Genomic DNA, 24,102 nt, shown 5'->3' with positions numbered 1-24,102 from the left:
GCGCTCTATATTCTCGAAAACTGCTGCAGGAAACGCAGATCATTAGTAAAGAAATGACGGATGTCGTCGACACCGTACTTCAGCATCGCAATCCGTTCAACCCCCATGCCAAAGGCAAAGCCGCTATACTTCTCAGGATCGTAGCCGCTCATCTCCAGAACGCGAGGGTGTACCATGCCGCTGCCCAGGATTTCCAACCAGCCGGAATTTTTGCACACTCTGCAGCCGTCTCCACCGCACTTCACGCAAGTTACATCAACCTCAACGCTTGGTTCAGTGAACGGGAAAAAGCTTGGACGCAACCGGATTTGAGTCTGGCTGCCGAACATTTTACGGGTGAATTCCAGTAACGTGCCCTTCAGGTCGCTCATTCGAATCTTTTCGCCAATAACAAGGCCTTCGATTTGATGGAACTGGAAGGAATGCGTCGCATCGTCGTCATCACGCCGGAATACGCGCCCCGGGCAGATGACCTTGACCGGCACCTCACCTTTCATCGCCTCCATGGTACGCACCTGAACCGGAGAGGTCTGGGTACGCATCAGCAATTCCTCCGTCAGATAGAAGGAATCCTGCATATCCCGCGCTGGGTGATTCTTCGGAAGATTCAGCGCTTCAAAGTTATAATAATCCGTCTCCACCTCGGGTCCTTCAGCAATTCGATAGCCCATACCGATAAAAATGTCTTCAATCTCCTGAATGATCTGATTCAACGGATGAACTGAGCCTTGCGTCATTGGACGTCCTGGCAGAGTAACATCGACCTTCTCCGCCGCCAAGCGTCCTTCTGTCTCCTTACGGTCGAACGCTGCCTGCTTCTCTTCAACAAGAGCTTCAATAACGCTCCGCACCTCATTTGCCACCTGGCCAATGATCGGGCGCTCCTCGGCACTCAATGCACCCATGCCCCGCAGGATTTCCGTCAGTGCTCCCTTTTTCCCCAAATACTTTACCCGAAGGTCATTTAACTGGGCTACATCGGCAACCCCGCCAAGCTGCTCCACTGCTTCCTGCTTCAATGATTCCAGACGTTCTTTCATTGATTGAATCCCCCTTTAGACTGTCATGCTAAGATCTTTCATGGCCATTATTGCCTCACTGGAAAAATAAAAAAGGCCTGTTCTCCCAGAAAGGGACGAACAGACCGTGGTACCACCCTTGTTAGAACTCATAAGCATCTGCAAATACAGCTGAATCGCAGCCTCGCCTGAATTCTCACTTGATCGACATAACGGGTCGCAGCCGGTAGCCTCTATTGCCGTGGGATTAAAATCCACATCAGGTTCAAGGCACTGCTCCGGAGTGAACTTCAGCAGCCTGTTTCCGCAAGAGTGCTCTCAATCTATGGCACCCTGTCCCTGTGAGGAGGCTTCTGCTTACTTATCTCCATCTTTGCATTTGCTTGTTCAATTATCTGCTATTATATGAAAAGTTGACTTCGATGGCAAGCAATGCCTTGAAATTTCTCCGGCAAGCAATTTTTGTTGAGGCAAAAAGTGCTTGCATCCCTTCTTGAAAAGTGCTATATTATTTCTTGTCTTCACTAAAGAATTTACCCAATGTGAAGTTGACGGGACGTAGCTCAGCTTGGTAGAGCACCTGGTTTGGGACCAGGGGGTCGCATGTTCAAATCGTGTCGTCCCGACCATTATAAGTTGCGGGTGTAGTTCAATGGTAGAACTCCAGCCTTCCAAGCTGGTAGCGTGGGTTCGATTCCCATCACCCGCTCCATCTATATTTACAGTTTAGCAGTCGTTAGGAAGTTCTTCCTAAGCGGCTGTTTTTTGTTATGTCTCATTCCATCTATCACTTCATAAAAATAAAGGCAGCTCTTCTGCCCGCGGGCTGATAGAACTGCCTTTCCCTTTATTTATCCTGCCTTCCGGTTCAGGAAATGATCTCTCAATACTTCTGCTTTAACGGGCTTGCTGAACAGGTAGCCTTGACCCTCATGGCAATTCTGCTGCTTCAAAAACTCCAACTGCTCCTTGCTCTCCACCCCTTCAGCCGTAACCTTTAATTTCAAGTGATGTGCCATCATCGTGATCGTGGATACAATTGCTGCATCATTACCGTCAATCATGACTTCCCTTACAAAGGAACGGTCAATCTTGAGGCGGTCGATAGGAAGACTTTTCAGATAATTCAAAGAGCTGTACCCTGTGCCGAAATCATCGATACTGATATGTACGCCCAGCTTCTTCAAGCTCTCCAATTGATTCAGAGCCGTCTCAATATCAAAGGTCATGCTTTCTGTTACTTCAAGCTCAAGGTAGCGGGCATCAAGTCCAACCTCTTTTAGAATGGAGTCGACCTTTTCCGCCAGGTTGTATTGTCTGAACTGCCGCATGGATAAATTGACGGATACACATACCGGATCAAAGCCTTCAAGCTGCCATCTTCTGTTATGCTCACAAGCTGTCTTGAGCACCCATTCTCCCAGCGGGACAATTAAACCGGACTCTTCCGCAATCGGAATGAACTCATTGGGAGGAAGCAGGCCGCGCTTCGGATGATTCCACCTTACCAAGGCCTCCATACCCACCATTTTCCCGCTCAGTAAATTGAACTGAGGCTGGAATTCAAGGAAGAATTCCTCTCTCTCCAAGGCTTTTCGCATATCGTTTTCCAATTCCACTCTTGCCTGTGTACGCAATTTCATGTCTTCCGAATACCGTAGAAATGTCACATCTCGTTCTTTAGCATAATGCACGGCCATGTCCGCATACTGAATCAAATGATCCACGCTTCTCGCATCATACGGGAAAATGGCCAATCCCATGCTGAGGGAAACGTGGTACTCCGTATCCACGATTGTGATGGAGGGATTAACAGAATGAAGCAATTGCTCTGCACGGTCTTCAAGCTGCTTCGATTGGGTAATTCCTGTGAATATCAAAGCGAATTCATCATCACCCAGCCGATATACCTTCTCCTGCTCTGTGCATAACATTTCGAGCCTTTTGCCGAGCTCTCTCAGCAGCAGATCGCCTGTGCTGTAGCCTAATGAATCATTGATTGCCTTAAAGCGATCGATATTGACAACCGCGACGCCCTTCAGCTCAGAGGTCCTTGAGGAGGAACTAAGCAGCCCCGCAAGCGTCTCCTTCAAACGACGAATATTGGGAAGACCCGTCAGGTCATCATGATAAGCCATATGCTTCATGCGCGCTTCGATCTTCTGCTGGACGCGGAAAGGCTCCAGAATCGTCAGCTGATAAACCCCTTTAAGCACAAAATAATAGGATATCGCCATGTACCATTGTCCAATCATATGATAAAGGCTGGGCTTTGCGGGATCTCCGGTCAACAGCAGGGAATAGCCCATCATCATAAACAGCAAGGCACGAACCACCGTCAGCGATGCGATCGTTCTTGCTTTGCGATGATGGTACATCACTCCGGCAATCGCCGCAGAATACAGCAGCATGGTAATAATCCATATCGTTGCTTTAAATTGAGGAAAGCTCCCAAGCTCCAACATACTTTCCGGTAAAATCTGCTGATAAGAGAATAAAAGCAGAAGCAGCGCACCGCTTCCGATGGCTGTCCCAAGCAAAGCACTTACTTTATATCGTCTCGTAATTTGATTATCCGAAGCCGAAAATATCAATAACATTCCTACAGCACAAATCAGGTGGGAGATAACCAGGCAGACATTGCTTAGCCGGGTACCGATATCGGCATCCCGTACTCCTACTCCGTCCGGCCCCATGGCAAGCAGAAAACTGAAACCCGCCAGCACGATGAACAGGATTGCTGTGTAGAAGCGATGCTTGGACAGCTTTTCGGCAAACCAGATCCAGCCCTGTGCAAAAATAGCGAACGCCACTGCACCGCAGAGCAATCCTCCTACCAGCTGGATAATCTGAATGATCTGAGTATCAGCAAAACTTCCAGAATTTTTAAAAAATGCGAATAGACTTAACATTACCAACAGACCAAGCCCGATGTGAATAACTGCCGTCTTCTCCTCTGTCCTGACATTCATATATGCTCAACTCCTGGAGGTTGGTATCTTGCAAGTCGCACTCAATAATAATTCAACAAGAAACGATTTATTCCTGCTTCATCCATTTTAAAATAACAATTTTCGTATTATTATTCATTGCGGTTAATAGAAGCATGCTAATGATGCTGCACCCTCTTAATGACGCACACCGCTCGCTGAGATTTGCACGCGGCATTTCGCAACATAACGTGATCGGTCGATCACTTGAAATACTTATCACACGCATGCAGTGAAAAAGGTTAAATCCGGAGCAAAACTGGAATGTCTGTGAATAAGCGGAATTTGGCGTAAGACCGGAGCATCGTGAAACGAGGCGGTACTCCAGGCACGCGTCGGCTTGCCATCATGTTCACGCGTAAAGCGAATCGGACAATTGCCCCGCGCTTTAACCAAGGCTTGCGCGCATATCCTGCTGACATGCCACGGGAGGCAAGCCTATTGCAGCGCAGCATATTGCATTGCAGTTTAGGCGCACCCTGTGCAAACTGCATTATGGTTGAATTGCAAAGGGCATAAGTGTAAAGGGTTGTGAAGAAGCAGAGCGGTCGCCTTTGTGAGCGGATTTCTTCCTTGTCAGAACTTAGTCCAATTAAAGAAATCCGCGAACAACAGCGATCGTAACAACTCTTTACACGTTGCCCTCTCTAACTCGCCCTAATGTTTAACTGTTCTCCCGATACTGCAATGCAACACTGCACCTGTCAGCATAAATCCGGCGATATGCCGGTCTCCTAACATAAATAGGGCCTCCCTCCAGATCAAGTCTCTTGGGATGGCCCTATTCAGCACAATGCTTACTTGTTCTTGTCGAATCCGACTTCCGGTGTGGTCAGCTTATCATAGAAATCGACCGATTTGTCCTTGTCCTCAGCGGCGCGCAGGGCCATTGCCGATCGCGGATGCTCATCCAGACTTCCTGTAATCATGTAGGGGATCAGATATCCCCATTCTTCCTTCTCCCGCAAAGGAACCAGCAGTTGCTCCAATACCTCCAGTACAGGACGCAGCTGGTAATTCGTATTTTTCAGATGGGTGACTAACAGCTCCGTAGGACAATTGCCTGCGGCACGTCCCATACCGTAGACAGAAGCATCAAGCAGCTCGACGCCCAAATCCGCAGCGACAAGCGTGTTGGAAAATGCGAGCTGCAAATTGTTGTGCGTATGAACGCCCAGACGCTTGTTCGGCAGATGCTGCTTGAACTTATTCACCAAAAGCTCCATGTCTTTATAGTCCAGACTGCCATAAGAATCTACAATATATACGACATCCACGACACTGTTCTTGATCATGTCGAACGCCTCAAGCAGCTCATGCTCCATAACGTTGGACAGCGCCATAATATTAATGGTTGTCTCATATCCGCGGTCATGAAAAGTCTGAACAAGCTTCAAGGCCTTGTCCACATCCTTCACATAACAGGCAACCCGAATCAGATCAAGCAAGCTTTCACTGCGCGGCAAAATATCATTCTCATCTACTCGTCCGATATCCACCAGTGCAGAGAGCTTCGTATTCCCTTTATTCGGAATGACCTTTTTCAGGAAATCATCATTTAGAAAACGCCAAGGTCCGGCCTCGTCAGCTCCCTTCAACAGCTTAGGAGAGTTTTTATATCCGATTTCCATATAATCGACGCCGGCCTCGTTCAAGCCTGCATATAATTTTTGAACAAACTCAACACTGAAGTCCCAGTTATTAACAAGTCCCCCGTCTCGAATTGTACAGTCTACGATTTTGCATTGGTTTTCTTTCATCTGTACCGTGTCCCTTCTCTGTGCGTGTTTTATCTACCATCTTACTTGAAGAGAAAAGCAAAAGTAAAGACGTAAAGCCATTTCTTTTATTGTTTTATGTGACTATTTTCACAGTTAATTCCATAAGTATCTTGTATATTGATCCCGTTTGAGAGTGATTATCAATATCGAAATATGTAATGGAGGGAAAACAATGCAGCCCAGTTCAGAACATCTGATTCGGTTAAAACCTGGTCATTCCGCTATAATCTCGAAGCTGATACATATCGACCCTATGCTGCGGCGGAGACTTGCAGACCTTGGCATTCATGAGGGCGCAAGCATCACCGTCAAGCGTTACTGTCTATGGGGCGGACCTGTATTGCTTGAATATCGCGGTCAACTCCTCAGTATCCGCAGAAGAGAGGCTGCACGGATCGAGGTGTCCGGATCTTGAACAATGCCGCATTGATCGGAAATCCAAACACAGGAAAAACCTCGTTGTTTAATACGCTGACAAGTTCATATCAGTATGTAGGCAACTGGTCCGGTGTCACGGTTGAGAAGAAAGTAGGCCTGCTTCGCAATAAGACAGGTTCTATTACAGATCTGCCCGGTGTTTATTCCCTGAATCCTGTGTCCAGAGATGAAGGCGTGGTTGCAACATTTTTGGTCGACCAGGAGCCTACAGCAATCATAAATATTGTGGATGCCTCCCAACTGGAACGAAATCTCTACCTCACCTTACAAATGCTTGAATACGGCAAGCCCCTTCTGATCGGCTTAAATATGATGGATGTTGCTCAATCCCGTGGAATCCATATTCAGCTCGAGGCATTATCCAGCATGCTGGGGGTTCCAGTAATTCCATTGATTGCACGGACGGGAAAAGGGAGTCCTGAGTTATTGGAGCTTATGAGCCACATTTCCTTGCAGACCGCGGGCCCGCACTGGGTTCTTAATTACGGTGAGGTGGTTGAACAGGCTATCCTTGATATTTCCCGGGAATTAGCGGAATTTGTCCCTAATCCAAGTCTCTCAATGCGTTGGGCTGCGCTCCAGTTGCTCGAGAACAACCAAGCTGTTCGTAATTCCCTGAAAATAGACGGCGATTGTTCCCTTCGTCTGGATGCTATTCTTGACAGGACCGAGCAATCGCTAGCAGTAGCATACCCATCCATGACACTGACTGCCTACTTGAGATCCGTACGCATGGAGCGCATTCACGAAATTTTGAAAAGTACGGTAATTACCCAGCCAAAGGCCCGCACGACACTGACTGATCATATCGATCACTTTGCCCTGCATCCGTTTTGGGGAGTCCCCCTCTTCTTAGCCTTTATGTACTTTACCTTCAAACTAACGTTTGACTGGCTCGGGAATCCGTTGTCCGATATGCTGGATGCCTTTATTTCGGGACCCCTGAGCAATTTAATTTCAGGAGCCCTTGAGGCTCTAAATGTCTCCGGGTTCACTATGGCATTAATATTAGACGGCATTGTGGCAGGAGTTGGCGGTGTCTTGGTATTCATGCCGCAAATCTTCATCATGTTTCTGATCATTTCCTTCATTGAAGACACCGGCTATATGGCCGGATTACGGTAATGATGGACCGGTTGATGGAAATGGTCGGATTGAACGGAAAGTCGCTGATTCCATTTATCATTGGATTTGGTTGTAACGTGCCTGCAATTATGGCTTCCAGAGGGATTGAACAGGAAAAGGAACGTACCTTAACGATGCTGCTGGTGCCATTAATGTCATGTTCCGCCAGACTTCCTGTGTATGCCTTATTTGCCGGTGTGTTTTTTGCCGAATCGCAAGCTCTAGTTGTCTTCTCTCTATATATCCTTGGTATTCTTCTCACTTTGCTGCTTGCCAAACTGTTCTCCAAAACTATCTTTAAGAATCAAAAATCCTTCTACTTTATTGAGCTTCCTCCCTACCGTCTGCCGCAAGGACGGACATTATTCCGTAGTACCTGGGAGAAGGGAAAAGGATTCCTTCGCAAAGCTGGTACATTTATTCTTGCCGGCTCTGTTCTGATCTGGATGATGTCTTACCTTGGGCCCGGAGGAGTAGCCGAATCCATGGACGATAGCTTCCTCGCCTACATCGGCGGGATGATCGCCACTCTGCTTCAACCTGTTGGTTTCGGAACCTGGCAAGCTGGCGCTGCATTAATTACTGGTTTTATGGCCAAAGAAGTCGTCGTCTCAACCATGAATATCATTTACCATGTACCGGATATAAACGGACTGCAAGTCCAAATTTCATCTGCCTTTACTCCGCTTCAGGCTTACAGCTTCATGTCATTTATACTGTTATATACGCCTTGTCTGGCAACCGTGGGTGTCCTTCGGAAGGAAACCTCCTCCTGGAAGTGGACTGCGTTTTCGGTAGTATATGCTCTGCTGCTTGCATATCTCGTATCGATCGTTATTTATCAAGGGGGCAAGCTGATCTTTTAATGGAAGGAAGATGAACGAATGATCGCTGATATCGTGATCCTGACGATTGTGTTCGCTTATGCTGGATTTGCTTTTTACCGGGGTATTCGAAAGCGGAAGCAAGGGGCCTGCGCAGCCTGCGCTCAACAACAATCCTGTGCAGCTTCCTGTTGTGATCCGGCTTCATCATCGAGCAAGCAGCCTCCTGCGGGATGAATAAGATATGCATATTAAAAAACCTGCGACCGCTACTGTGCGGCGCAGGTCTTGTATTCAGGTAGCCAAAGGAAGCGAGATCACAAAGATCGTGCCAGCCCCCTTGATGCTATCGGCAAATATCGTTCCCCGATGATTTTTAATAATTCTATAGCTGACCGATAGGCCAAGCCCGGTTCCCTTCTCCTTCGTTGTAAAGAAGGGAGAGAACAGTCTTGCCAGCATCGCTTTGTCCATTCCTTTTCCATTATCCCGAATTGAAATATTGACGTACTTCTCTTCCAGCTCAGCCTTTACTTCAATCTGACCGGAGTGCTCGCTGCCTACCTCCTCGATTGCTTCCATTGCATTCTTGATTATGTTAAGGAGTACTTGCTTGATTTGCTTCACATCCACAGCAATATTCATCTGAGGGGCAATTTCCTTAATGCCGATCTCGCACCCCTTCATCAGAGCCTCACTCTCTGTCAAAAGGACAACCTCCTTCAACAGGGAAGCAACACTGATTACGCTCTTCTGCGGAGTCGAAGGCTTCGAAGAATTTAGAAACTCATAAATGATATCGTTGGCACGGTCAATCTCACTAAGAATGATCTGCGCATATTCCTCTCTGCCAAGTTGAACAAGATGAGGCTTGAGCAGCTGGATAAAGCCGCGAATCGCAGTCAATGGATTGCGAATCTCGTGAGCGATGGCGGCCGATATTTTCCCCAGCATCGCCAGCTTATCATTCTGGTAAGCGGTTTCCTCAATCTGTTTGAACTCGGAGACATCCTTGACACTCACCAGGTAATCTCCGTCCATCTCATCACTATACGTAATTGTCGCAAGCCAATATCGTCCGTATTCATCCATAAACTCAAAATTTTTCTTTCGATATACAATCGTCTCCCGATACAACCCGATAATCTTCTTCCTCTTGTAATGACTAATGCCGGGATGCTTCAGCAACTGGGCCAGATTACAGCCAATCAGTGACTGGCGGGGCAGTTCAAGCAGCCGGGCCATCCGGACATTTATAAAGGTCATGGTTCCATCTGCGTCAAACAGCATAATCCCGCTGTCCAAATGCTGAAGTACATTCTCATATTTATTCATGACTAATTCCGTTGATTGAAATGCTTTTACAGATTGGAGCAGTGTCTCTTGAAATTCGCCTAACAAGCTGGTTCCCCCTTTGTCTCCTAATGATCTCTCCTGCCATAAACGACACTAACGATCATGAAACGAAACATCCGCCTTTTCCTGGAACACAATCTTGCTCACTTATGAAACTGTATATAGAGCCTGTCCTATATGTAATTGACTATTTCAATCATAGTAAACTTTTCCAATTAACGTCAATCAGAGATACTGTCGAAAAAGAGGGGATACTCTCAAATAAACACAAATCCCAAAAAAAGTATTGCGATTTGCAGCCGTTATTCCCTTCGAATAAGGAAGAACCGCCATTCAAGGAAGTGATCCTTGAGATGACGGCTCTTCTTTATCAGCTATGTTTTTGCAACAGCTTCATTCTTCGGCGGCTCATGACAGCGAGTCTTCGCTTCAACTCCGCTTCCCATTCTGGATCGCCAAGTTGAACGGCGACAGAGAGCAAATCCAGCGACAGGTCAATCTGACTCTGGACAATGTCGAGCGGATCCTCATCCTCCCGGTTTACACAGTTGCCGAAGATTTCATCTTCGTCCTCCATGCTAAAATCCTGGAAATCGATTTCGGACAGGCCGTCACTATGCGCATATTCTGCCAATACCTCGTACTCATTTTCAACCTTGTAATGAACCTCCACCCGATGGCAAACAGGGCAAAACAGGAGGGGAACATTGTGTACCTGAGTACGATAATGCTTCAACGTCCCTTTCGTGCCCAGCATACTCGCTCCACAGCAAAAACTCATTCCCCGTCACCCTTTCAGCAAATCAGGAAAATTCATTCCTGAACCCTAATATGTTATTGCATCTACTTTATTCTAAAGGCCGGTTAATGATGCCTCAATCGGACTGAATAAAGAATAATCAACTCACATGGTAGCACCGGGCAATTGCGAAGTCAACTCGTTGACGGCGATGGCTTCTTTACTTGGACATTGCTGCGACGATCAGGTCTCCCATGGCAACTGTGCCGATCGCCTTGCTCTTGTCGACTGCAATATCGCCTGTACGGTGCCCGGCGTTCAGTACATCCGCCACCGCGCGCTCAATCGCATCCGCTGCATCCGCATATCCGAAGGTCATCCGGAACATCAGGGCTACGGACAAGATGGTTGCAATCGGATTCGCCAGATTCTGACCCGCAATATCCGGTGCGGAGCCATGGACTGGCTCGTACAAGCCAAAGCTGCCTTCTCCAAGCGATGCCGATGACAGCATACCGATCGAGCCTGTCAGCATAGCCGCTTCATCACTCAAAATATCTCCGAACATATTCTCGGTCACAATGACATCAAAGCTGGAAGGCCGTCTTAACAGCTGCATCGCACAGTTATCGACGAGCACATGCTCGAGTTCAACGTCCGGATATTCCGGAGCGACCCGGTTCACCACTTCACGCCACAAGCGGGAAGTCTCCAGCACATTCGCCTTATCCACGGAAGCGAGCTTCTTCCGGCGCTTCTGTGCAATCTCGAATGCTTGACGCACAATACGCTCAACCTCGGATACGTTATAGGCGCATGTATCAACCGCTTCTTGCCCTTGGTCAGTATCACGGCGGTATTTCTCACCGAAATAAATGCCTCCTGTAAGCTCGCGTACAACCATCAAATCGGTTCCTTCCAGCACCTCCGGCTTTAAGGTGGAGGCATCCTTCAAGCAGTCAAATACGACAGCAGGACGAAGATTGGAAAAGAGCCCCAATGCCTTGCGAATGCCCAAAAGTCCTGTCTCCGGACGAAGCTCCTTCGGATTATTATCCCATTTCGGACCGCCGACAGCACCAAGGAGTACTGCGTCCGCCTTGCGGCACACTGCCAGAGTCTCCTCCGGAAGCGGAGTTCCCTTCTCGTCAATTGCAATTCCTCCGAACAAAGCATGCTCGGTTTCAAAGCGATAGCCGAACAGCTCCTCTGTCCGCTTAAGAACCTTCTCCGCTTCTGCAACAACCTCCGGACCGATACCGTCTCCGGCGATGACTGCAATCTTCTTCACTTCTGCCATAATTACAACTCCCTTTCATGGATAGCTCATATCTGTAGTAAGTTGGACCATTTAAGCAACTATAGTGCCTTCAACTCTACTTATCTAACTCGCTTGTATCATCTTATTTCAGTTGTAACATACATAACATGGAGTTACAAAGATATAGAAACTATTAACTCCATAGGTTAAACCTATAAGCCGGTCTAATTTGCTTTGGAACAGTGAGCTTCTCCCGGGATCATAAAAAAGATAAGAAAAATCCCCTGGAGCTAGCGCTCAGGGGATAATACAAGAATTTCGATTTTGATGCTAAGCCTGTTTTTCTGCTCCTGCTTCTCCAAAAGGCGATTCAAGGCATCCACATAGGCTCTGACAGCCGCTTTATTCCCGTAATGCCTTAAAGCAGGTGCTTATCATTCTGCTGCATACAGTATGTCGCAGGGCCTGATGTATTACTTCTTGATCCAGTGCATCAAGCCGCGAAGCTCTTTACCCACAACTTCAATCGGATGTTCAGCTTCGTTGCGGCGAGTTGCCGTCAAGAAGGCACGGTTGGATTGGTTCTCCAGGATAAAGTCTCTTGCAAATTTACCTTGTTGGATGTCGGACAATACAGCCTTCATCGCCTTCTTCGTCTCTTCAGTAACAATGCGAGGGCCTGTTACATAATCACCATATTCCGCTGTGTTGGAGATGGAATCACGCATTGTAGCCAGACCGCCTTCATAGATCAGGTCTACGATCAGCTTCAGTTCATGCAAGCATTCGAAGTAAGCCATCTCAGGAGCATAGCCTGCTTCAGTCAACGTTTCGAAGCCAGCCTTGATCAATGCGGATACACCACCGCAAAGTACAGCTTGCTCACCGAACAGGTCTGTTTCGGTTTCTTCACGGAAGGAGGTCTCGATAACCCCTGCACGAGTACAGCCAATGCCTTTTGCATAAGCAAGACCGATTTCCTTCGCTTTGCCAGTTGCATCCTGATGAATTGCAATCAAGCCTGGTACCCCAAAGCCTTCAACATAAGTCCGGCGAACCATGTGCCCTGGTGATTTAGGGGCTACAAGAAGCACGTCGTTGTCCGGAGAAGGAACAATTTGTCCAAAGTGAACGTTAAATCCGTGTGCAAACAGCAGTGCTGCTCCCTTTTTCAGGTTAGGTGCAATTTCGCTATGATACACGGATGCTTGCGTCTCGTCAGGCATCAGAATTTGTACAACATCTGCGCGTTTTGTTGCTTCTGCAACAGAGAGAACTTCGAAGCCGTCTTCTTTAGCTTTGTTGAACGATTTACCTTCGCGAAGACCGATAACTACTTGCAGTCCGCTCTCACGCAGGTTTTGCGCATGGGCATGACCTTGGCTGCCATAACCGATAATCGCAATTGTCTTTCCTTTTAGTACGCTAAGTTCTGCATCCTGTTCATAGTACAAAGTTACTGCCATCTCTAAAGCCCTCCCATATTTTGCGGGTCTGTGCCATAGGCACGTCCCAATTTTTATTGTTTCGCCGCCTGTATGACGGGTGATTCATGGGACCCTGCCGATGCTAAGGATCTCATCAATCTCCCGCCATACCAGGACGGGTATTACGATTTAAGCGTTCCCTCGAATCATAGCAGTTACCCCGGTCCGGGACAATTCTTTAATTCCGTAAGGACTAAGCAATTCGATCATGGCATCAATTTTCTCGGTATCCCCGACAACTTGAACAATCATGCTGCTCGTACCGATATCGACTACCGCAGCGCGGAAGGTTTCGACAACGCCCATAATTTCCGGACGCTCCGAAGGCTCTGATTTCACCTTAATCAATGCAAGTTCTCTGCCAACCATCGGTCTCGAGCTAAGGTTCACTACCTTAATGACATCAATCAACTTATAGAGCTGCTTCTCGATCTGTTCCAAGGTCTTGTCATCACCCTGGGTCACAATGACCATTCTGGACAAGCCTTCTTCCTCCGACTGGCCAACCGTAATACTCTCAATATTGAAGCCGCGGCGTCCGAACAATCCCGCGACCCGTTGAAGAACACCCGGCTGGTCATTAACTAATACCGATATCGCATGGTTCTTCATCATGTTAATCTTCCCCCAACAGCATTTGATCAATTGTGGAGCCTTGAGTTACCATCGGATAGACGTTCTCGCCTCTCTCAACGACGAATTCCACAAGCACCGGTCCCGGTGTATCCAGAGCCTCCTGCCAAGCCTGTCTCGCTTCTGCCTTATTCGTAGCCCGGAGTCCCTTCACCCCATAGGCCTCGGCAAGCTTCACAAAGTCAGGGCTGCCGGCCAGGTCGATGAAGCTGTACCGGTTCTCGTAGATCAGTTCTTGCCATTGCCGCACCATGCCGAGCACCTGGTTATTGATGACAACCACTTTAACCGGAATGTTGTTGATTGCACAAATCGCCAGCTCCTGAGCACACATCTGCATGCCGCCGTCGCCATTGATCGAGATAACCAACCGGTCCGGATCAGCCATCTGGGCCCCGATTGCCGACGGGAATCCGAAGCCCATCGTTCCCAGGCCGCCCGAAGTGATCCAGGAGCGAGGCTGATTGAACTTGTAGTATTGAGCAGCCCACATTTGATGCTGACCTACGTCCGTTGTTACAATCGCTTGCCCCTCCGTCGTTTCATTCAGGAGCTCAATGACCCATTGCGGCTTGAGGACCGTGTCCGAATCCTTATACTTGAACGGGTTCTCTTGGCTGGATTTTACAACCTTCTCTCTCCAAGCGTCCGCTTTACCTGCCCGAGCCACAAGCGGGATGAGCAGCTCTAGCACGTTCTTGACATCCCCGACAATCGGAATATCTGTGTTCACATTTTTTCCGATTTCAGCGGGATCAATATCGATATGTGCGATTTTTGCAAGTGGCGCGAATCCGTCCAATTTTCCGGTTACGCGGTCATCGAACCGTGCGCCCAGATTGATGAGGAGATCCGCTTCCTGAATGGAACGGTTCGCCGTAACTGTACCGTGCATCCCCGGCATTCCCATCCACAATTCATGCCCGCTCGGGAAACCTCCAAGGCCAAGCAATGTTGTGGTAATCGGAATTTGAGTGATGTTTACGAATTCGAGCAGCGCTTCGTGCGCTCCGGCGTAGACGACACCCCCGCCGGCCAGGATAACCGGACGTTCCGATTCTTGGATCGCTGCAGCCAGCTTATCCAGCTGAATTCTGTTCGGCTTCACCGTTGGCTGGTAGCCGCGCAGATGAACGTTCTGAACCGGCTCGAACATGGTCTTGGCTGCCGAGACATCCTTCGGAATATCGATCAGTACCGGACCCTTTCTGCCTGTATTTGCAATGTGGAATGCCTCATGAATCACCCGCGGCAAATCCTCCACATTTCGTACCAGATAGCTGTGTTTGGTAATCGGCATCGTGATCCCGGTAATATCGGCTTCTTGGAAAGCATCGGTTCCGATCAAGCTTGACACGACGTTCCCCGTAATCACCACGAGGGGCACTGAATCCATATAAGCTGTTGCAATTCCCGTGACCGTATTGGTTGCACCCGGGCCGGAGGTTGCAATACACACTCCAACTTTACCGCTTGCACGTGCATAGCCATCTGCTGCATGAATCGCTCCTTGTTCATGTCTTGTCAGCAAATGGTGGAAATCAGTAAATCCGTACAGGGCATCGTAAATGTACAATACCGCCCCACCTGGATAACCGAAGACGCATTCGACACCTTCCAATAGCAAACTGCGAAGCAAGATTTCGGAGCCGGAAATCACTTCCGGTTTCATCCATTTCTCACGTAATTGTTCTGTAGACCGCACTTCAGGAATTTGCGCGCTCATCAGTCATCCTCCTTCCAAAGATTGGATATTTATATAACAAAAAAACCTTCCGTCCGCCGGAATAGTCTCCTATTCCGAGGGACGAAAGGCTTTGCTTCCGTGGTACCACCCATTTTTACCCGACTCCTCACGGAATCGGACCTTGACGGGTATAGCATTCCAGCTACTACCCGTGGTCTTTAACGCAGACCCGACGATTTCTCCTAATAGGCGGGATATGCCGGAGGACCGGTATCCAACTTTTCAGAAAAACAGCTCCGAGGTGAGCTCGCATTTAAGGGGTAATGGCAGATGGTCTCAGCAAATCCATCTACTCTCTGAGCAAAGAGCCCTTAACCTTCGTCCTCATCATAGCCGTTTGATATAGTCGTTAAAATGTTTAGACACATTATATGATTAGTTTACATTCAGAGTCAATACCTTAATTTTAATGTGCACAAAAGTAAGGCGATTTATCCGGTGGTCAAAAGTCGGTTTTCAGCACTGAGAAGATTTCGTGAACCTAAAAAAGGAGGATCGGAATATAGGCAAACCCTGCATGAGCGAAATGCTTCCAAAGGAAGCATATCTCGTAAACATCCGCTTGGACTTTGAAGGTGAACGCAAGATTCGATCCCGTATTTTCCTCTTGAATCACTTCGTGATCAAAAGACGAACGCTTTGAGATTTTCGACATATGATATGGGTAATGGCCTAGGCAAGGAGGATGTGTGAAATGATTAGATACAGAAGACCCAAACAGGACGATCCCATCATTCATGATCTGATCTGCAAGGAGCTTGTCCCTCTCTCCCACCTGTCTCCAAGCGAACTGAAGACAGTGGTCAAGGACGTGCCCAAACGGCTATCACATGGCGTTACACTTGTAGCATCCCAAGATTATGAATCTGATCCTATCGCATTCATTCACTTCATGATGCATGGGGAACTGCTCTATATTGACATGATGGCGGTTGCTCCATCCTATCGTCGCAACCGCCTTGGAAAGACGCTCCTGGCACAAGCCGAGAATTTCGCCAGCTCACGCGGCTGTGTAAAGTCAAAGGTCATGGTAGACCGCGACAATACCAGAGCTCACTTATTTTACAGAAATTTAGGATATCAAACCATTCGTTACATGAAGCCCTCTCAATGCTTTGAACTGGAAAAAGAGCTCTTTAACCGAAGATAATCCTTACCAGATGCCCCCGCCATAAGGGCCTGGTCCATATCCATAAGGACTATAGCCGCCTCCGACGTACGGACCATAACCTCCGTAACCTCCATAACCGCCATAGCCGCCTCCGTAGCCGTACGGCGATGCTCCAATTGCAAGCAAATCAAACAAGACCAATGGAATGATTGCCTTAGTCTTCACCTTTTTCCCGGGATTCTGCCGTACGTACAGACGCCCGCCGCTAACCTTGACCAGCTTGCCGCTGACAACGCTTCCGTCCTTTTTATAAGCGACGATCGACTTCCCGACCCATTTCTCTGCCTCTTTCCTTGTCACCTTCGTGGCCATTTCAGCTTCCTCCTTCGTATATCGTAATCTCGTTCAAATTACTATATTCCCGGGACTTCGCCGCCGTTTGAGCCATCGCCTTGAGACTGAGAAATGGGCATAAAAAAACTGTATCCGCAAAGCCGAAATGGAATTCGGCCCTGGGATACAGTTCTAGGGTCATTAGCGTTTGGACGGATCGTAAGGAGTCCCGAGCGCAGACGGTGCGGAAGCTCTCCCCACCGCACTGACAAGTACGATAATCGTCAGTACATACGGGATCATAAAGATAAATTCCTGCGGAATACTTCTGGACCATTCAAACAATTGCACATAGTTCCGGATCGCTTGGGAGAAGCCGAAGAACATAGCTGCACCAAAGGCCCCCACCGGATTCCATTTCCCGAAGATCATCGCGGCTATCGCAATATATCCTTGTCCGGAAATGGTGTTGTGAGAGAACAAACTGGTTGTTGTTAACGTAATCGTTGCCCCGCCCAAACCGGCCAATGCGCCGGAAATCATAACCCCGATATAGCGCATACGGGACACGTTCACCCCGAGCGTATCTGCCGCACCAGGGTATTCACCCACCGAGCGCAAGCGAAGGCCGAACGGCGTTTTGTACAGCACATAGAACGCTACTGCAACCAGAATCAAAGCCAGATAAGTGGTCGGATAGGAATTAAAGAATCCTTCGCCAATAATCGGAATCTCTCTTAACAAAGGAATTGCCTGTTTATGAAATACTTTAATCAGCGGTGTCTCGGCAGAGCCGTCAAACAACAGCTTCACAAAAAACAAGGTCAAACCGGCCGCCAAGAAGTTAATGACGATACCGCTGATGGTCTGATCCGCTTTGAAGGTCACGGAAGCTAACGCATGGATCAACGAGCCCAGGATGCCTACAAAGATTGCGCATATAACGCCGATCCAGGGGGCTGCGCTTCCCATGCCCGCCTCTTGTGCATAATAAGTGCCTACTCCGGCGGCAAATGCGCCGAAAATCATCAGACCTTCTAGTCCGATATTGACTACGCCGGAACGTTCAGAGAAAATCCCGCCGAGTGCCGTAAAGATCAAAGCCGTAGAAAACACGAGCGTCGAGTTCAGCAATTGGCCTAACAGCGTAAGAACGTCCATATTACAGCACCTTCTCTTTCTTGCGCTTGAGATAAAACGGCTTTAGGATGAAGCGCACGATGCCTTGCGCCGCAATGAAGAAAATAATCGAGCCGATAATGATTTTAATAAGCTCAGGCGGAACTCCGGCGGCAAAGCTCATACCTGCCGATCCGTAAGTCAAGCCTCCATACAGGATGGCCGCAAATACAACCCCGATCGGATGGTTCATCCCAAGCAAGGCGACCGCAATCCCATCGAATCCATACCCCGGAGAAGCGGCAAATACCGATTGGAAATGGAATACGCCAAGCACCTCAAAGGTGCCTGCCAGACCGGCAAACACGCCGCTGATGAACATTGCCTTGATGACATTGCGGCCCACGTTCATCCCTGCGTATTCAGCCGCATGCTGGTTAAAGCCTACAGCTCGCATTTCATAGCCCTGCTTTGTTTTCCATAGGTAAATATAAAAGAACGCCGCTGCGATCAGTGCAATTACTGTACCCCAGTGGACACGGGCATTGTCGAAGATGGAAGACAAGAAGGTCATCGAAGCGGATGCCTGAATATCTTCGGAACGGTTCTGTCCTTTTAACAGGAAGAAGTGACGAATAATGTAGTTGGAGAAGTAAAGAGCGACCCAGTTCAGCATGATCGTCGTAATAACCTCGTTAATTCCCCGTTTTGCCTTGAGGAAACCGGCAATTGCCGCCCAGCATCCGCCTGCAAAACCACCCGCGATCACTGCCAGCGGAACTGAAACCAGAGCATGTACCCCATCAAGAGACAATGACACGGCCGTAGCTGTCGTCATTCCGATCAGCACCTGACCATCCGCTCCGATGTTGAACATCCCTGAACGGAAGGCAAAGGCCACTGCCAGACCTGTAAAGATCAGAGGTGTGACCTGACGAATGGTCTCCCCCATATGATAAGGACTGCCAACCACACGTTTAATGAGCGCGGAATAGGCCTCGATCGGATTGTAATTCCCGAGCAGCATGACCAATGCGCCTACAATCAGGCCCAGCACAATGGCGACTAAAGGCACGACAAGGCTGTCGAGCGTAAATATTTTGCGCAGCTTATTCACCCTTTTGTCCCCCTTTATCGATAAAGCCTGCCATCATCAGTCCGAGTTCCTGATCATTGGTATCTTTCGGATACACTTCTCCGACGATCTTGCCGCCATAAATAACTGCGATCCGGTCTGCCACATTCATGATTTCATCCAGCTCAAATGAGACAAGAAGAACAGCTTTCCCCTGATCGCGTTGCGCGATTAATTGTCTGTGTACAAATTCAATGGCGCCTACATCCAGGCCCCGTGTAGGTTGAGCTGCGATAAGAAAATCGGGATTCTTGTCTATTTCCCGCGCAATAATTGCCTTCTGCTGATTCCCTCCGGACAAGGAACGAGCCTTTGTCTCAATATCCGGCGTACGCACATCGAAATCTTTGACTAGCTTTCCTGCATATTCGCCAATCGTGCGCTGATCCAGGAAAGCGCCCTTACTGTAGGGAGTCTTGTAATAGGTTTCCAAAATCATATTCTCCTTGACGGAGAAATCCAAAACTAGACCGTGCTTGTGACGGTCTTCCGGAATATGCGACACACCGCTCTCAATAATTTTCCGCGTCGGCAGATTGGTAATGCTTCTGCCTGACAAAGTAATCGTTCCTGAATTGATCTTGCGCAGTCCGGTAATGGCCTCGATTAACTCGGTCTGACCATTCCCGTCCACACCGGCAATTCCGACGACCTCTCCGGCTCTGACCACCAGGTCAAGTCCGTTAAGAAGAGAAACGCCGTCCTTGCTTTCCACTCTCACCTGATTCATTTCCAGTACAGGCTGGCCAATGTTCGGCTCGTCCTTGTCAATCTTGAACGAAACACTGCGTCCGACCATTTTTTCGGCGAGATCGCTCGGATTGGTCTTGTCCGTATCTACGGTATCAATAACCTTCCCTCTGCGGATAATCGTTACCCGATCCGAAATTTCCATGATTTCTTTTAACTTATGCGTAATTAGAATAATGGATTTTCCTTCCGCCACCAAGCGGCGCATAATGGCCATTAACTCTTCGATTTCCTGTGGCGTCAATACCGCAGTAGGTTCATCAAATATTAAAATATCAGCACCCCGGTACAACGTTTTCATAATTTCGACGCGCTGCTGCATTCCTACCGAAATATCTTGAATCTTCGAGTTAGGATTGACCTGAAGCCCGTATTGTTCCGACAGCTTAGCCACCTGTGCGGATGCTGATTTATAGTCGATATTTAGTCCTTTTTTAGGCTCCATACCCAGAATGATATTCTCTGTCACCGTGAAAGGCTGAACAAGCTTAAAGTGCTGGTGTACCATACCGATTCCGTATTTGATTGCCTTATTCGGATTGTCAATCGTAACCGGTGTACCGTTCATTTCAATCGTGCCTTCATCTGGCTGATAAAGGCCAAATAGAATATTCATCAAAGTCGATTTGCCGGCGCCGTTCTCTCCGAGCAGCGCATGAATTTCCCCTTTGCGGAGGGTCAAACTGATAGAGTCATTGGCGATAATGCCAGGGAAACGCTTTGTGATTTGCTTCAACTCGACCACAGGAGCCGCAGCCGCAGTGCTCATGAAATCACCCTCATCATTTGGGATTTAAGCAAACAACAAGGCCAGTTATACATCACTGGCCTTGCTTGTTTGTGCTTTACATTTTTCATATCGGAACGGGTCTCGAGATTTATCTATACGGTATTATTCAGCAGGAACTGTAATTTCACCGTTGATAATTTTCTGTTTGAACTCTTCGACCTTGTCCAGAATTTCTTGGCTTACGTTCGCCTTCGAAGTTTCAGGCAAGCCTACGCCATCATCCTTCAAAGTCAGGTTGGTAACTTGTCCGCCCTTGAACGTACCGTCAATAACTTGTTGGGATACGTTCTTAACCGCTACGTCAACCCGTTTAACCATCGAAGTCAGCGTTACTTCGTCGCCGAATTCAATCGATTGATCCTTATCTACGCCGATAACCCACAATTTGTTGGCACCACCGGCAGCGTTACGTGCAGTTGCTTCGTTAAATACGCCGTTGCCTGTTTGTCCGGCAGCTGGGAAAATAATGTCCGCGCCGTCATCGAACAATTGGCTTGCCAAGGATTTACCAACGTCAGGCTTGTCATAGGCGCCTGCATAAGTAATCGTCAGCTTTGCATCAGGATTAACCGCTTCAATCCCTGCCTTGAAGCCAACTTCAAAGCGCTTGATAACCGGGCTTTCCATACCGCCGATGAAGCCGATCTTATTTGTCTTTGTAGTAAGACCAGCAACCACACCCACGAGGAAGGATCCTTCGTTCTCGGCAAAGGTTACAGATTCAACGTTGGCAGCTTCAACTACCGCGTCGATAATGGCAAGCTTCGCATTTGGATTAGCGTCCGCCACTTGTTTAACAGCATCGCCCAGGTCAAAGCCAATTCCCCAAGTCAGATCAAATCCGCCTTGAACGAATTCGTTCAGGTTAGGAATATAATCCGCGCTTGTTGTACTTTGAAGATATTGATGCTGGATACCTTGCTCAGCATTCAATGCTTCCAGAGCTTCCCAAGCGGATTCGTTAAAGGATTTGTCGTTTACGCCGCCTACGTCAGTTACAAGGCCGATCTTGATGTTGGAAGCCTTGTCACCACTGTTGCCAGCGCCGCCGGAATTGTTGGTAGCAGCACCATTATCAGAAGTGTTGTTTGCCGCATTGTTCTTGCTGTTGTTGCCGCATCCTGTCAGAACCATTGTCAGTGCGAGCACCATGACTAGAGAATACTTGAAGACCTTGTTCATTAACGTATAATCCCCCTTAAAAATTTTGTCCATTTCTGCACAGACCGATTATACCCTTAAAAACACCTAAAATCCATACTTTTAATAACCTATGGTTAAATAAGTTTCGTCTTTTTGTAAAAGCAAACGCTTCCTTTCGACACAGTTCCCATCCCATGTTTGGTAGATGTGAACTTCTGTCTTCTGAGGCAGGTTTCTTCCTTATAAAAGACCCTATCTTCATCGTGCCCATTTTTACATTTTTCACGCATCATAATAAAACCGCCGTCACCGGAATGACTCAAGTCATTCTGTGACGGCGGTATAGGTTTCATAAATTAAGCGTTGATTTTTTCTTTGGCTACAGTAGCCAAGGAATTGAACGCATTAATATCATTCACAGCCAGATCAGCCAGCATTTTGCGGTTGATGTTGACGTCAGCCAGCTTAAGGCCGTGCATCAATTTGCTGTAGGACAAGCCGTTCATGCGGGCAGCCGCATTAATACGAACGATCCAAAGCTTACGGAAGTCGCGTTTCTTCGTGCGGCGATCCCGGTATGCATATTGCATCGATTTCATAACTTGCTCATTAGCAGTTTTGTAAATACGATGTTTCGAACCAAAATAACCCTTTGCCAGCTTCAATACTTTTTTATGACGACGACGAACTACAAATCCGCCTTTTACTCTTGCCATATCAATAAACCTCCCAATAAGTTGTGTAAATGATTATTTCAAGTTTGCAAGTTGTTGTTTCAAACGGCTAACGTCACCGGAATAAGCCACAGGGCTGTTTGCCAATACACGTTTTGCGCGTTTGGACTTATGGGACAGCAAGTGATTGCGGTTTGCTTTGTAACGTCTTACTTTACCGGAACCGGTAATTTTGAAGCGGTCTTTCAGACTGCTGTGAGTTTTCATTTTAGGCATGGTACTTCCCCCTCATAGTTTGTGTTCAATATGCTTAGCTTTTAGGCGCCAGAATCATAATCATGCTGCGGCCTTCCAGTTTTGGAAGACGTTCTACGGCAGAGATCTCAGCAACCTCTTCCTTGACGCGATCAAGAATTTTCTTACCGATATCGGCATGGGTAATTTCACGGCCGCGGAAGCGAACCGAGCATTTTACCTTGTCGCCTTCATTCAAGAACTTAACCACATTGCGAAGCTTCGTTTGAAAGTCGTGTTCCTCAATATTGGCACGGAACCAAACTTCCTTGATGTCCACGATCTTCTGGTTCTTACGGGCTTCCTTTTCTTTCTTCTGCTGCTCATAACGGAATTTTCCGTAATCCATGATGCGGCAGACAGGCGGCTTAGCCGTCGGTGCTACGTTGACGAGATCCAGATTCAAATCAATTGCCATTTGCAGCGCTTCACGGGTAGGCTTAATTCCGATCTGTTCACCCTCAGGTCCAACCAGACGAACTTCCTTCACCCGAATTTCATCATTGATCATATGTTCCTTACTGATAATTCTCCACCTCCATTGATTAGGTTCAATAAAAAAGGGATGCAGGTTTAGGCGCCCGCATCCTGTCTGATCGTCAATTCATCATGAACATAAGCATTCATAAATCATTGGATCAATACCAGCCAACGCCATCGTCGGTCAGGTGAGAAGCACGAGCCTCTGCTTGCAATCCAAAACTGTTGTTGTTGCAATACTCAAATACTTTAACACAGCAAGCAGATCATTGTCAAGCGAAAGGAAATAAGATGAGGAAACACGATAAAGATATAAGATAAGGATACAAATTCGGGCATCCTCTGCTGTTAGGTCAGTTTACCTTTGAAATACCACACCACGTAATCAAAATGATCAAAAGCTGCCCTAAAGACGCTTACTTGATTCAAACTCGATCCACCTTAACCCCCACTAGTCCCCATTAGCTTTTCAGTGTAATCTTCTGTACGAACCATCACCGTCGATAAAACAAGTTTTATACGATTCTTCATATAAAAAGTACATTATAGTACTATACGAACTCATTTTGTACGAATAATTGTACAAAATTGCTTGTTTGGACATTTCAACGATGACTTTTATACGATATTCCATACAAATGTTCAGCATCAAATCCGTTTCTAACGCCTATTTATAAAGACTTAATTATCGGCTTTTCAGCACCAAGAAGGCTGAATTCAAGATTCGACGCCGAATATGCTGCTTGAGTTTACATCGTGATCAAAAGTCGATAATTAAGCTACCCTTCCAAACATAAACTTAAAAAAGGGACTTTCAGCACCGAGAAGGTTGGACGAAGCCAGGGACTGAGGAGCGGAGCGTAGGCAAAACCT

At 47.6% G+C, this 24,102-nt stretch carries 20 protein-coding genes, 2 tRNA genes and 1 pseudogene; 6 read left to right on the top strand and 17 right to left on the bottom strand.

Annotated elements, in window-relative coordinates; genetic code table 11:
• Positions 1–5: 5 nt before the first annotated feature.
• The gene (gene pheS, locus KQJ23_RS08835) at positions 6–1,040 is read right to left on the bottom strand and encodes a phenylalanine--tRNA ligase subunit alpha (protein ID WP_216478474.1); all 1,035 of its coding nucleotides are present in this window, start codon (positions 1,038–1,040) and stop codon (positions 6–8) included.
• A 531-nt stretch (positions 1,041–1,571) separates the two neighbouring features.
• Here pheS and KQJ23_RS08830 point away from each other — a divergent pair.
• Both KQJ23_RS08830 and KQJ23_RS08825 read left to right on the top strand, forming a co-directional pair.
• Positions 1,572–1,648 (top strand) — tRNA-Pro (locus KQJ23_RS08830).
• A 9-nt stretch (positions 1,649–1,657) separates the two neighbouring features.
• Positions 1,658–1,731 (top strand) — tRNA-Gly (locus tag KQJ23_RS08825).
• A gap of 139 nt (positions 1,732–1,870) precedes the next feature.
• On the opposite strand, the gene KQJ23_RS08820 is transcribed toward KQJ23_RS08825, so the two are convergent.
• The gene (locus KQJ23_RS08820; protein ID WP_216478473.1) at positions 1,871–3,991 is read right to left on the bottom strand and encodes a putative bifunctional diguanylate cyclase/phosphodiesterase; all 2,121 of its coding nucleotides are present in this window, start codon (positions 3,989–3,991) and stop codon (positions 1,871–1,873) included.
• A gap of 815 nt (positions 3,992–4,806) precedes the next feature.
• Positions 4,807–5,769, bottom strand: a complete 963-nt coding sequence (locus KQJ23_RS08815) for an aldolase catalytic domain-containing protein (protein ID WP_216478472.1) — start codon at positions 5,767–5,769, stop codon at positions 4,807–4,809.
• 193 nt (positions 5,770–5,962) lie between these two features.
• Between KQJ23_RS08815 and KQJ23_RS08810 the strand changes: the two genes are divergently transcribed.
• The 3 genes and pseudogenes from KQJ23_RS08810 (at position 5,963) to KQJ23_RS08800 (ending at position 8,414) form a co-directional block, all read left to right on the top strand.
• Positions 5,963–6,205, top strand: a complete 243-nt coding sequence (locus KQJ23_RS08810; protein ID WP_216478471.1) for a FeoA family protein — start codon at positions 5,963–5,965, stop codon at positions 6,203–6,205.
• Positions 6,202–8,219: pseudogene (gene feoB / locus KQJ23_RS08805) on the top strand (ferrous iron transport protein B). Before KQJ23_RS08810 ends, feoB begins: the two are co-directional and overlap by 4 nt.
• An 18-nt stretch (positions 8,220–8,237) precedes the next feature.
• On the top strand, positions 8,238–8,414 hold the full coding sequence (locus tag KQJ23_RS08800; RefSeq protein WP_216478470.1) for a FeoB-associated Cys-rich membrane protein: 177 nt from the start codon (positions 8,238–8,240) through the stop codon (positions 8,412–8,414).
• A gap of 57 nt (positions 8,415–8,471) precedes the next feature.
• On the opposite strand, the gene KQJ23_RS08795 is transcribed toward KQJ23_RS08800, so the two are convergent.
• The 6 genes from KQJ23_RS08795 to ilvB form a co-directional block, all read right to left on the bottom strand.
• On the bottom strand, positions 8,472–9,578 hold the full coding sequence (locus KQJ23_RS08795; RefSeq protein WP_216478469.1) for an ATP-binding protein: 1,107 nt from the start codon (positions 9,576–9,578) through the stop codon (positions 8,472–8,474).
• Positions 9,579–9,903: 325 nt separating this feature from the next.
• Positions 9,904–10,314, bottom strand: coding sequence for a hypothetical protein (locus KQJ23_RS08790; RefSeq protein ID WP_216478468.1), 411 nt, complete (start codon positions 10,312–10,314; stop codon positions 9,904–9,906).
• 178 nt (positions 10,315–10,492) lie between these two features.
• Positions 10,493–11,572 carry a 3-isopropylmalate dehydrogenase gene (gene leuB / locus KQJ23_RS08785; protein WP_044477593.1) on the bottom strand — a complete coding sequence of 360 codons (1,080 nt, stop codon included), beginning with the start codon at positions 11,570–11,572 and terminating at the stop codon, positions 10,493–10,495.
• Between the two features lie 434 nt (positions 11,573–12,006).
• Positions 12,007–12,999, bottom strand: coding sequence for a ketol-acid reductoisomerase (gene ilvC / locus KQJ23_RS08780; protein WP_216478467.1), 993 nt, complete (start codon positions 12,997–12,999; stop codon positions 12,007–12,009).
• 150 nt (positions 13,000–13,149) lie between these two features.
• Positions 13,150–13,632, bottom strand: a complete 483-nt coding sequence (ilvN, locus tag KQJ23_RS08775; RefSeq protein WP_374705659.1) for an acetolactate synthase small subunit — start codon at positions 13,630–13,632, stop codon at positions 13,150–13,152.
• Positions 13,633–13,636: 4 nt separating this feature from the next.
• Positions 13,637–15,379 (bottom strand): biosynthetic-type acetolactate synthase large subunit, encoded by a 1,743-nt coding sequence (ilvB, locus tag KQJ23_RS08770; protein WP_216478466.1) that lies wholly within the window; start codon positions 15,377–15,379, stop codon positions 13,637–13,639.
• Between the two features lie 715 nt (positions 15,380–16,094).
• Here ilvB and KQJ23_RS08765 point away from each other — a divergent pair.
• Positions 16,095–16,550 (top strand): GNAT family N-acetyltransferase, encoded by a 456-nt coding sequence (locus KQJ23_RS08765; RefSeq protein ID WP_216478465.1) that lies wholly within the window; start codon positions 16,095–16,097, stop codon positions 16,548–16,550.
• A 3-nt stretch (positions 16,551–16,553) separates the two neighbouring features.
• Here the strand turns inward: KQJ23_RS08765 and KQJ23_RS08760 are convergent, their stop codons facing one another.
• From KQJ23_RS08760 to infC, 8 genes are all read right to left on the bottom strand, one after another.
• A complete protein-coding gene (locus tag KQJ23_RS08760; RefSeq protein ID WP_216478464.1) occupies positions 16,554–16,883 on the bottom strand; it encodes a hypothetical protein in 330 nt (109 codons plus the stop codon).
• Between the two features lie 162 nt (positions 16,884–17,045).
• Complete coding sequence (locus tag KQJ23_RS08755) at positions 17,046–18,005, bottom strand: ABC transporter permease (RefSeq protein WP_216478463.1); 960 nt, start codon at positions 18,003–18,005, stop codon at positions 17,046–17,048.
• Between the two features lies 1 nt (position 18,006).
• Complete coding sequence (locus KQJ23_RS08750) at positions 18,007–19,080, bottom strand: ABC transporter permease (protein WP_216478462.1); 1,074 nt, start codon at positions 19,078–19,080, stop codon at positions 18,007–18,009.
• A complete protein-coding gene (locus KQJ23_RS08745) occupies positions 19,073–20,617 on the bottom strand; it encodes an ABC transporter ATP-binding protein (protein ID WP_216478461.1) in 1,545 nt (514 codons plus the stop codon). Before KQJ23_RS08745 ends, KQJ23_RS08750 begins: the two co-directional genes overlap by 8 nt.
• Before the next feature lie 123 nt (positions 20,618–20,740).
• The gene (locus KQJ23_RS08740; protein WP_216478460.1) at positions 20,741–21,820 is read right to left on the bottom strand and encodes a BMP family lipoprotein; all 1,080 of its coding nucleotides are present in this window, start codon (positions 21,818–21,820) and stop codon (positions 20,741–20,743) included.
• Positions 21,821–22,137: 317 nt separating this feature from the next.
• Entirely contained in the window at positions 22,138–22,497 is a 360-nt protein-coding gene (rplT, locus tag KQJ23_RS08735; protein ID WP_216478459.1) for a 50S ribosomal protein L20, read from the bottom strand.
• Positions 22,498–22,530: 33 nt separating this feature from the next.
• Positions 22,531–22,731, bottom strand: coding sequence for a 50S ribosomal protein L35 (gene rpmI / locus KQJ23_RS08730; RefSeq protein ID WP_044477582.1), 201 nt, complete (start codon positions 22,729–22,731; stop codon positions 22,531–22,533).
• 34 nt (positions 22,732–22,765) lie between these two features.
• A complete protein-coding gene (gene infC, locus KQJ23_RS08725) occupies positions 22,766–23,260 on the bottom strand; it encodes a translation initiation factor IF-3 (protein ID WP_044477581.1) in 495 nt (164 codons plus the stop codon).
• Positions 23,261–24,102 lie beyond the last annotated feature (842 nt).

The sequence above is a fragment of the Paenibacillus brevis genome (assembly GCF_018919145.1).
In the GTDB taxonomy this organism is placed as follows: domain Bacteria; phylum Bacillota; class Bacilli; order Paenibacillales; family Paenibacillaceae; genus Fontibacillus; species Fontibacillus brevis.
Note: the sequence above shows the minus strand (reverse complement) of the source record. Positions and strands in the feature narration are given on the sequence as shown.

Coding starts and splice junctions, on each gene's coding strand:
- KQJ23_RS08820 (WP_216478473.1), bottom strand. CDS start 3,991: ATGAATGTCAGGACAGAGGAGAAGACGGCAGTTATTCACATCGGGCTT.
- KQJ23_RS08790 (WP_216478468.1), bottom strand. CDS start 10,314: ATGAGTTTTTGCTGTGGAGCGAGTATGCTGGGCACGAAAGGGACGTTG.
- ilvB (WP_216478466.1), bottom strand. CDS start 15,379: ATGAGCGCGCAAATTCCTGAAGTGCGGTCTACAGAACAATTACGTGAG.
- KQJ23_RS08760 (WP_216478464.1), bottom strand. CDS start 16,883: ATGGCCACGAAGGTGACAAGGAAAGAGGCAGAGAAATGGGTCGGGAAG.
- rpmI (WP_044477582.1), bottom strand. CDS start 22,731: ATGCCTAAAATGAAAACTCACAGCAGTCTGAAAGACCGCTTCAAAATT.
- KQJ23_RS08800 (WP_216478470.1), top strand. CDS start 8,238: ATGATCGCTGATATCGTGATCCTGACGATTGTGTTCGCTTATGCTGGA.
- rplT (WP_216478459.1), bottom strand. CDS start 22,497: ATGGCAAGAGTAAAAGGCGGATTTGTAGTTCGTCGTCGTCATAAAAAA.
- KQJ23_RS08745 (WP_216478461.1), bottom strand. CDS start 20,617: ATGAGCACTGCGGCTGCGGCTCCTGTGGTCGAGTTGAAGCAAATCACA.
- ilvC (WP_216478467.1), bottom strand. CDS start 12,999: ATGGCAGTAACTTTGTACTATGAACAGGATGCAGAACTTAGCGTACTA.
- KQJ23_RS08755 (WP_216478463.1), bottom strand. CDS start 18,005: ATGGACGTTCTTACGCTGTTAGGCCAATTGCTGAACTCGACGCTCGTG.
- KQJ23_RS08740 (WP_216478460.1), bottom strand. CDS start 21,820: ATGAACAAGGTCTTCAAGTATTCTCTAGTCATGGTGCTCGCACTGACA.
- infC (WP_044477581.1), bottom strand. CDS start 23,260: ATGATCAATGATGAAATTCGGGTGAAGGAAGTTCGTCTGGTTGGACCT.
- KQJ23_RS08765 (WP_216478465.1), top strand. CDS start 16,095: ATGATTAGATACAGAAGACCCAAACAGGACGATCCCATCATTCATGAT.
- KQJ23_RS08810 (WP_216478471.1), top strand. CDS start 5,963: ATGCAGCCCAGTTCAGAACATCTGATTCGGTTAAAACCTGGTCATTCC.
- KQJ23_RS08815 (WP_216478472.1), bottom strand. CDS start 5,769: ATGAAAGAAAACCAATGCAAAATCGTAGACTGTACAATTCGAGACGGG.
- leuB (WP_044477593.1), bottom strand. CDS start 11,572: ATGGCAGAAGTGAAGAAGATTGCAGTCATCGCCGGAGACGGTATCGGT.
- pheS (WP_216478474.1), bottom strand. CDS start 1,040: ATGAAAGAACGTCTGGAATCATTGAAGCAGGAAGCAGTGGAGCAGCTT.
- ilvN (WP_374705659.1), bottom strand. CDS start 13,632: ATGAAGAACCATGCGATATCGGTATTAGTTAATGACCAGCCGGGTGTT.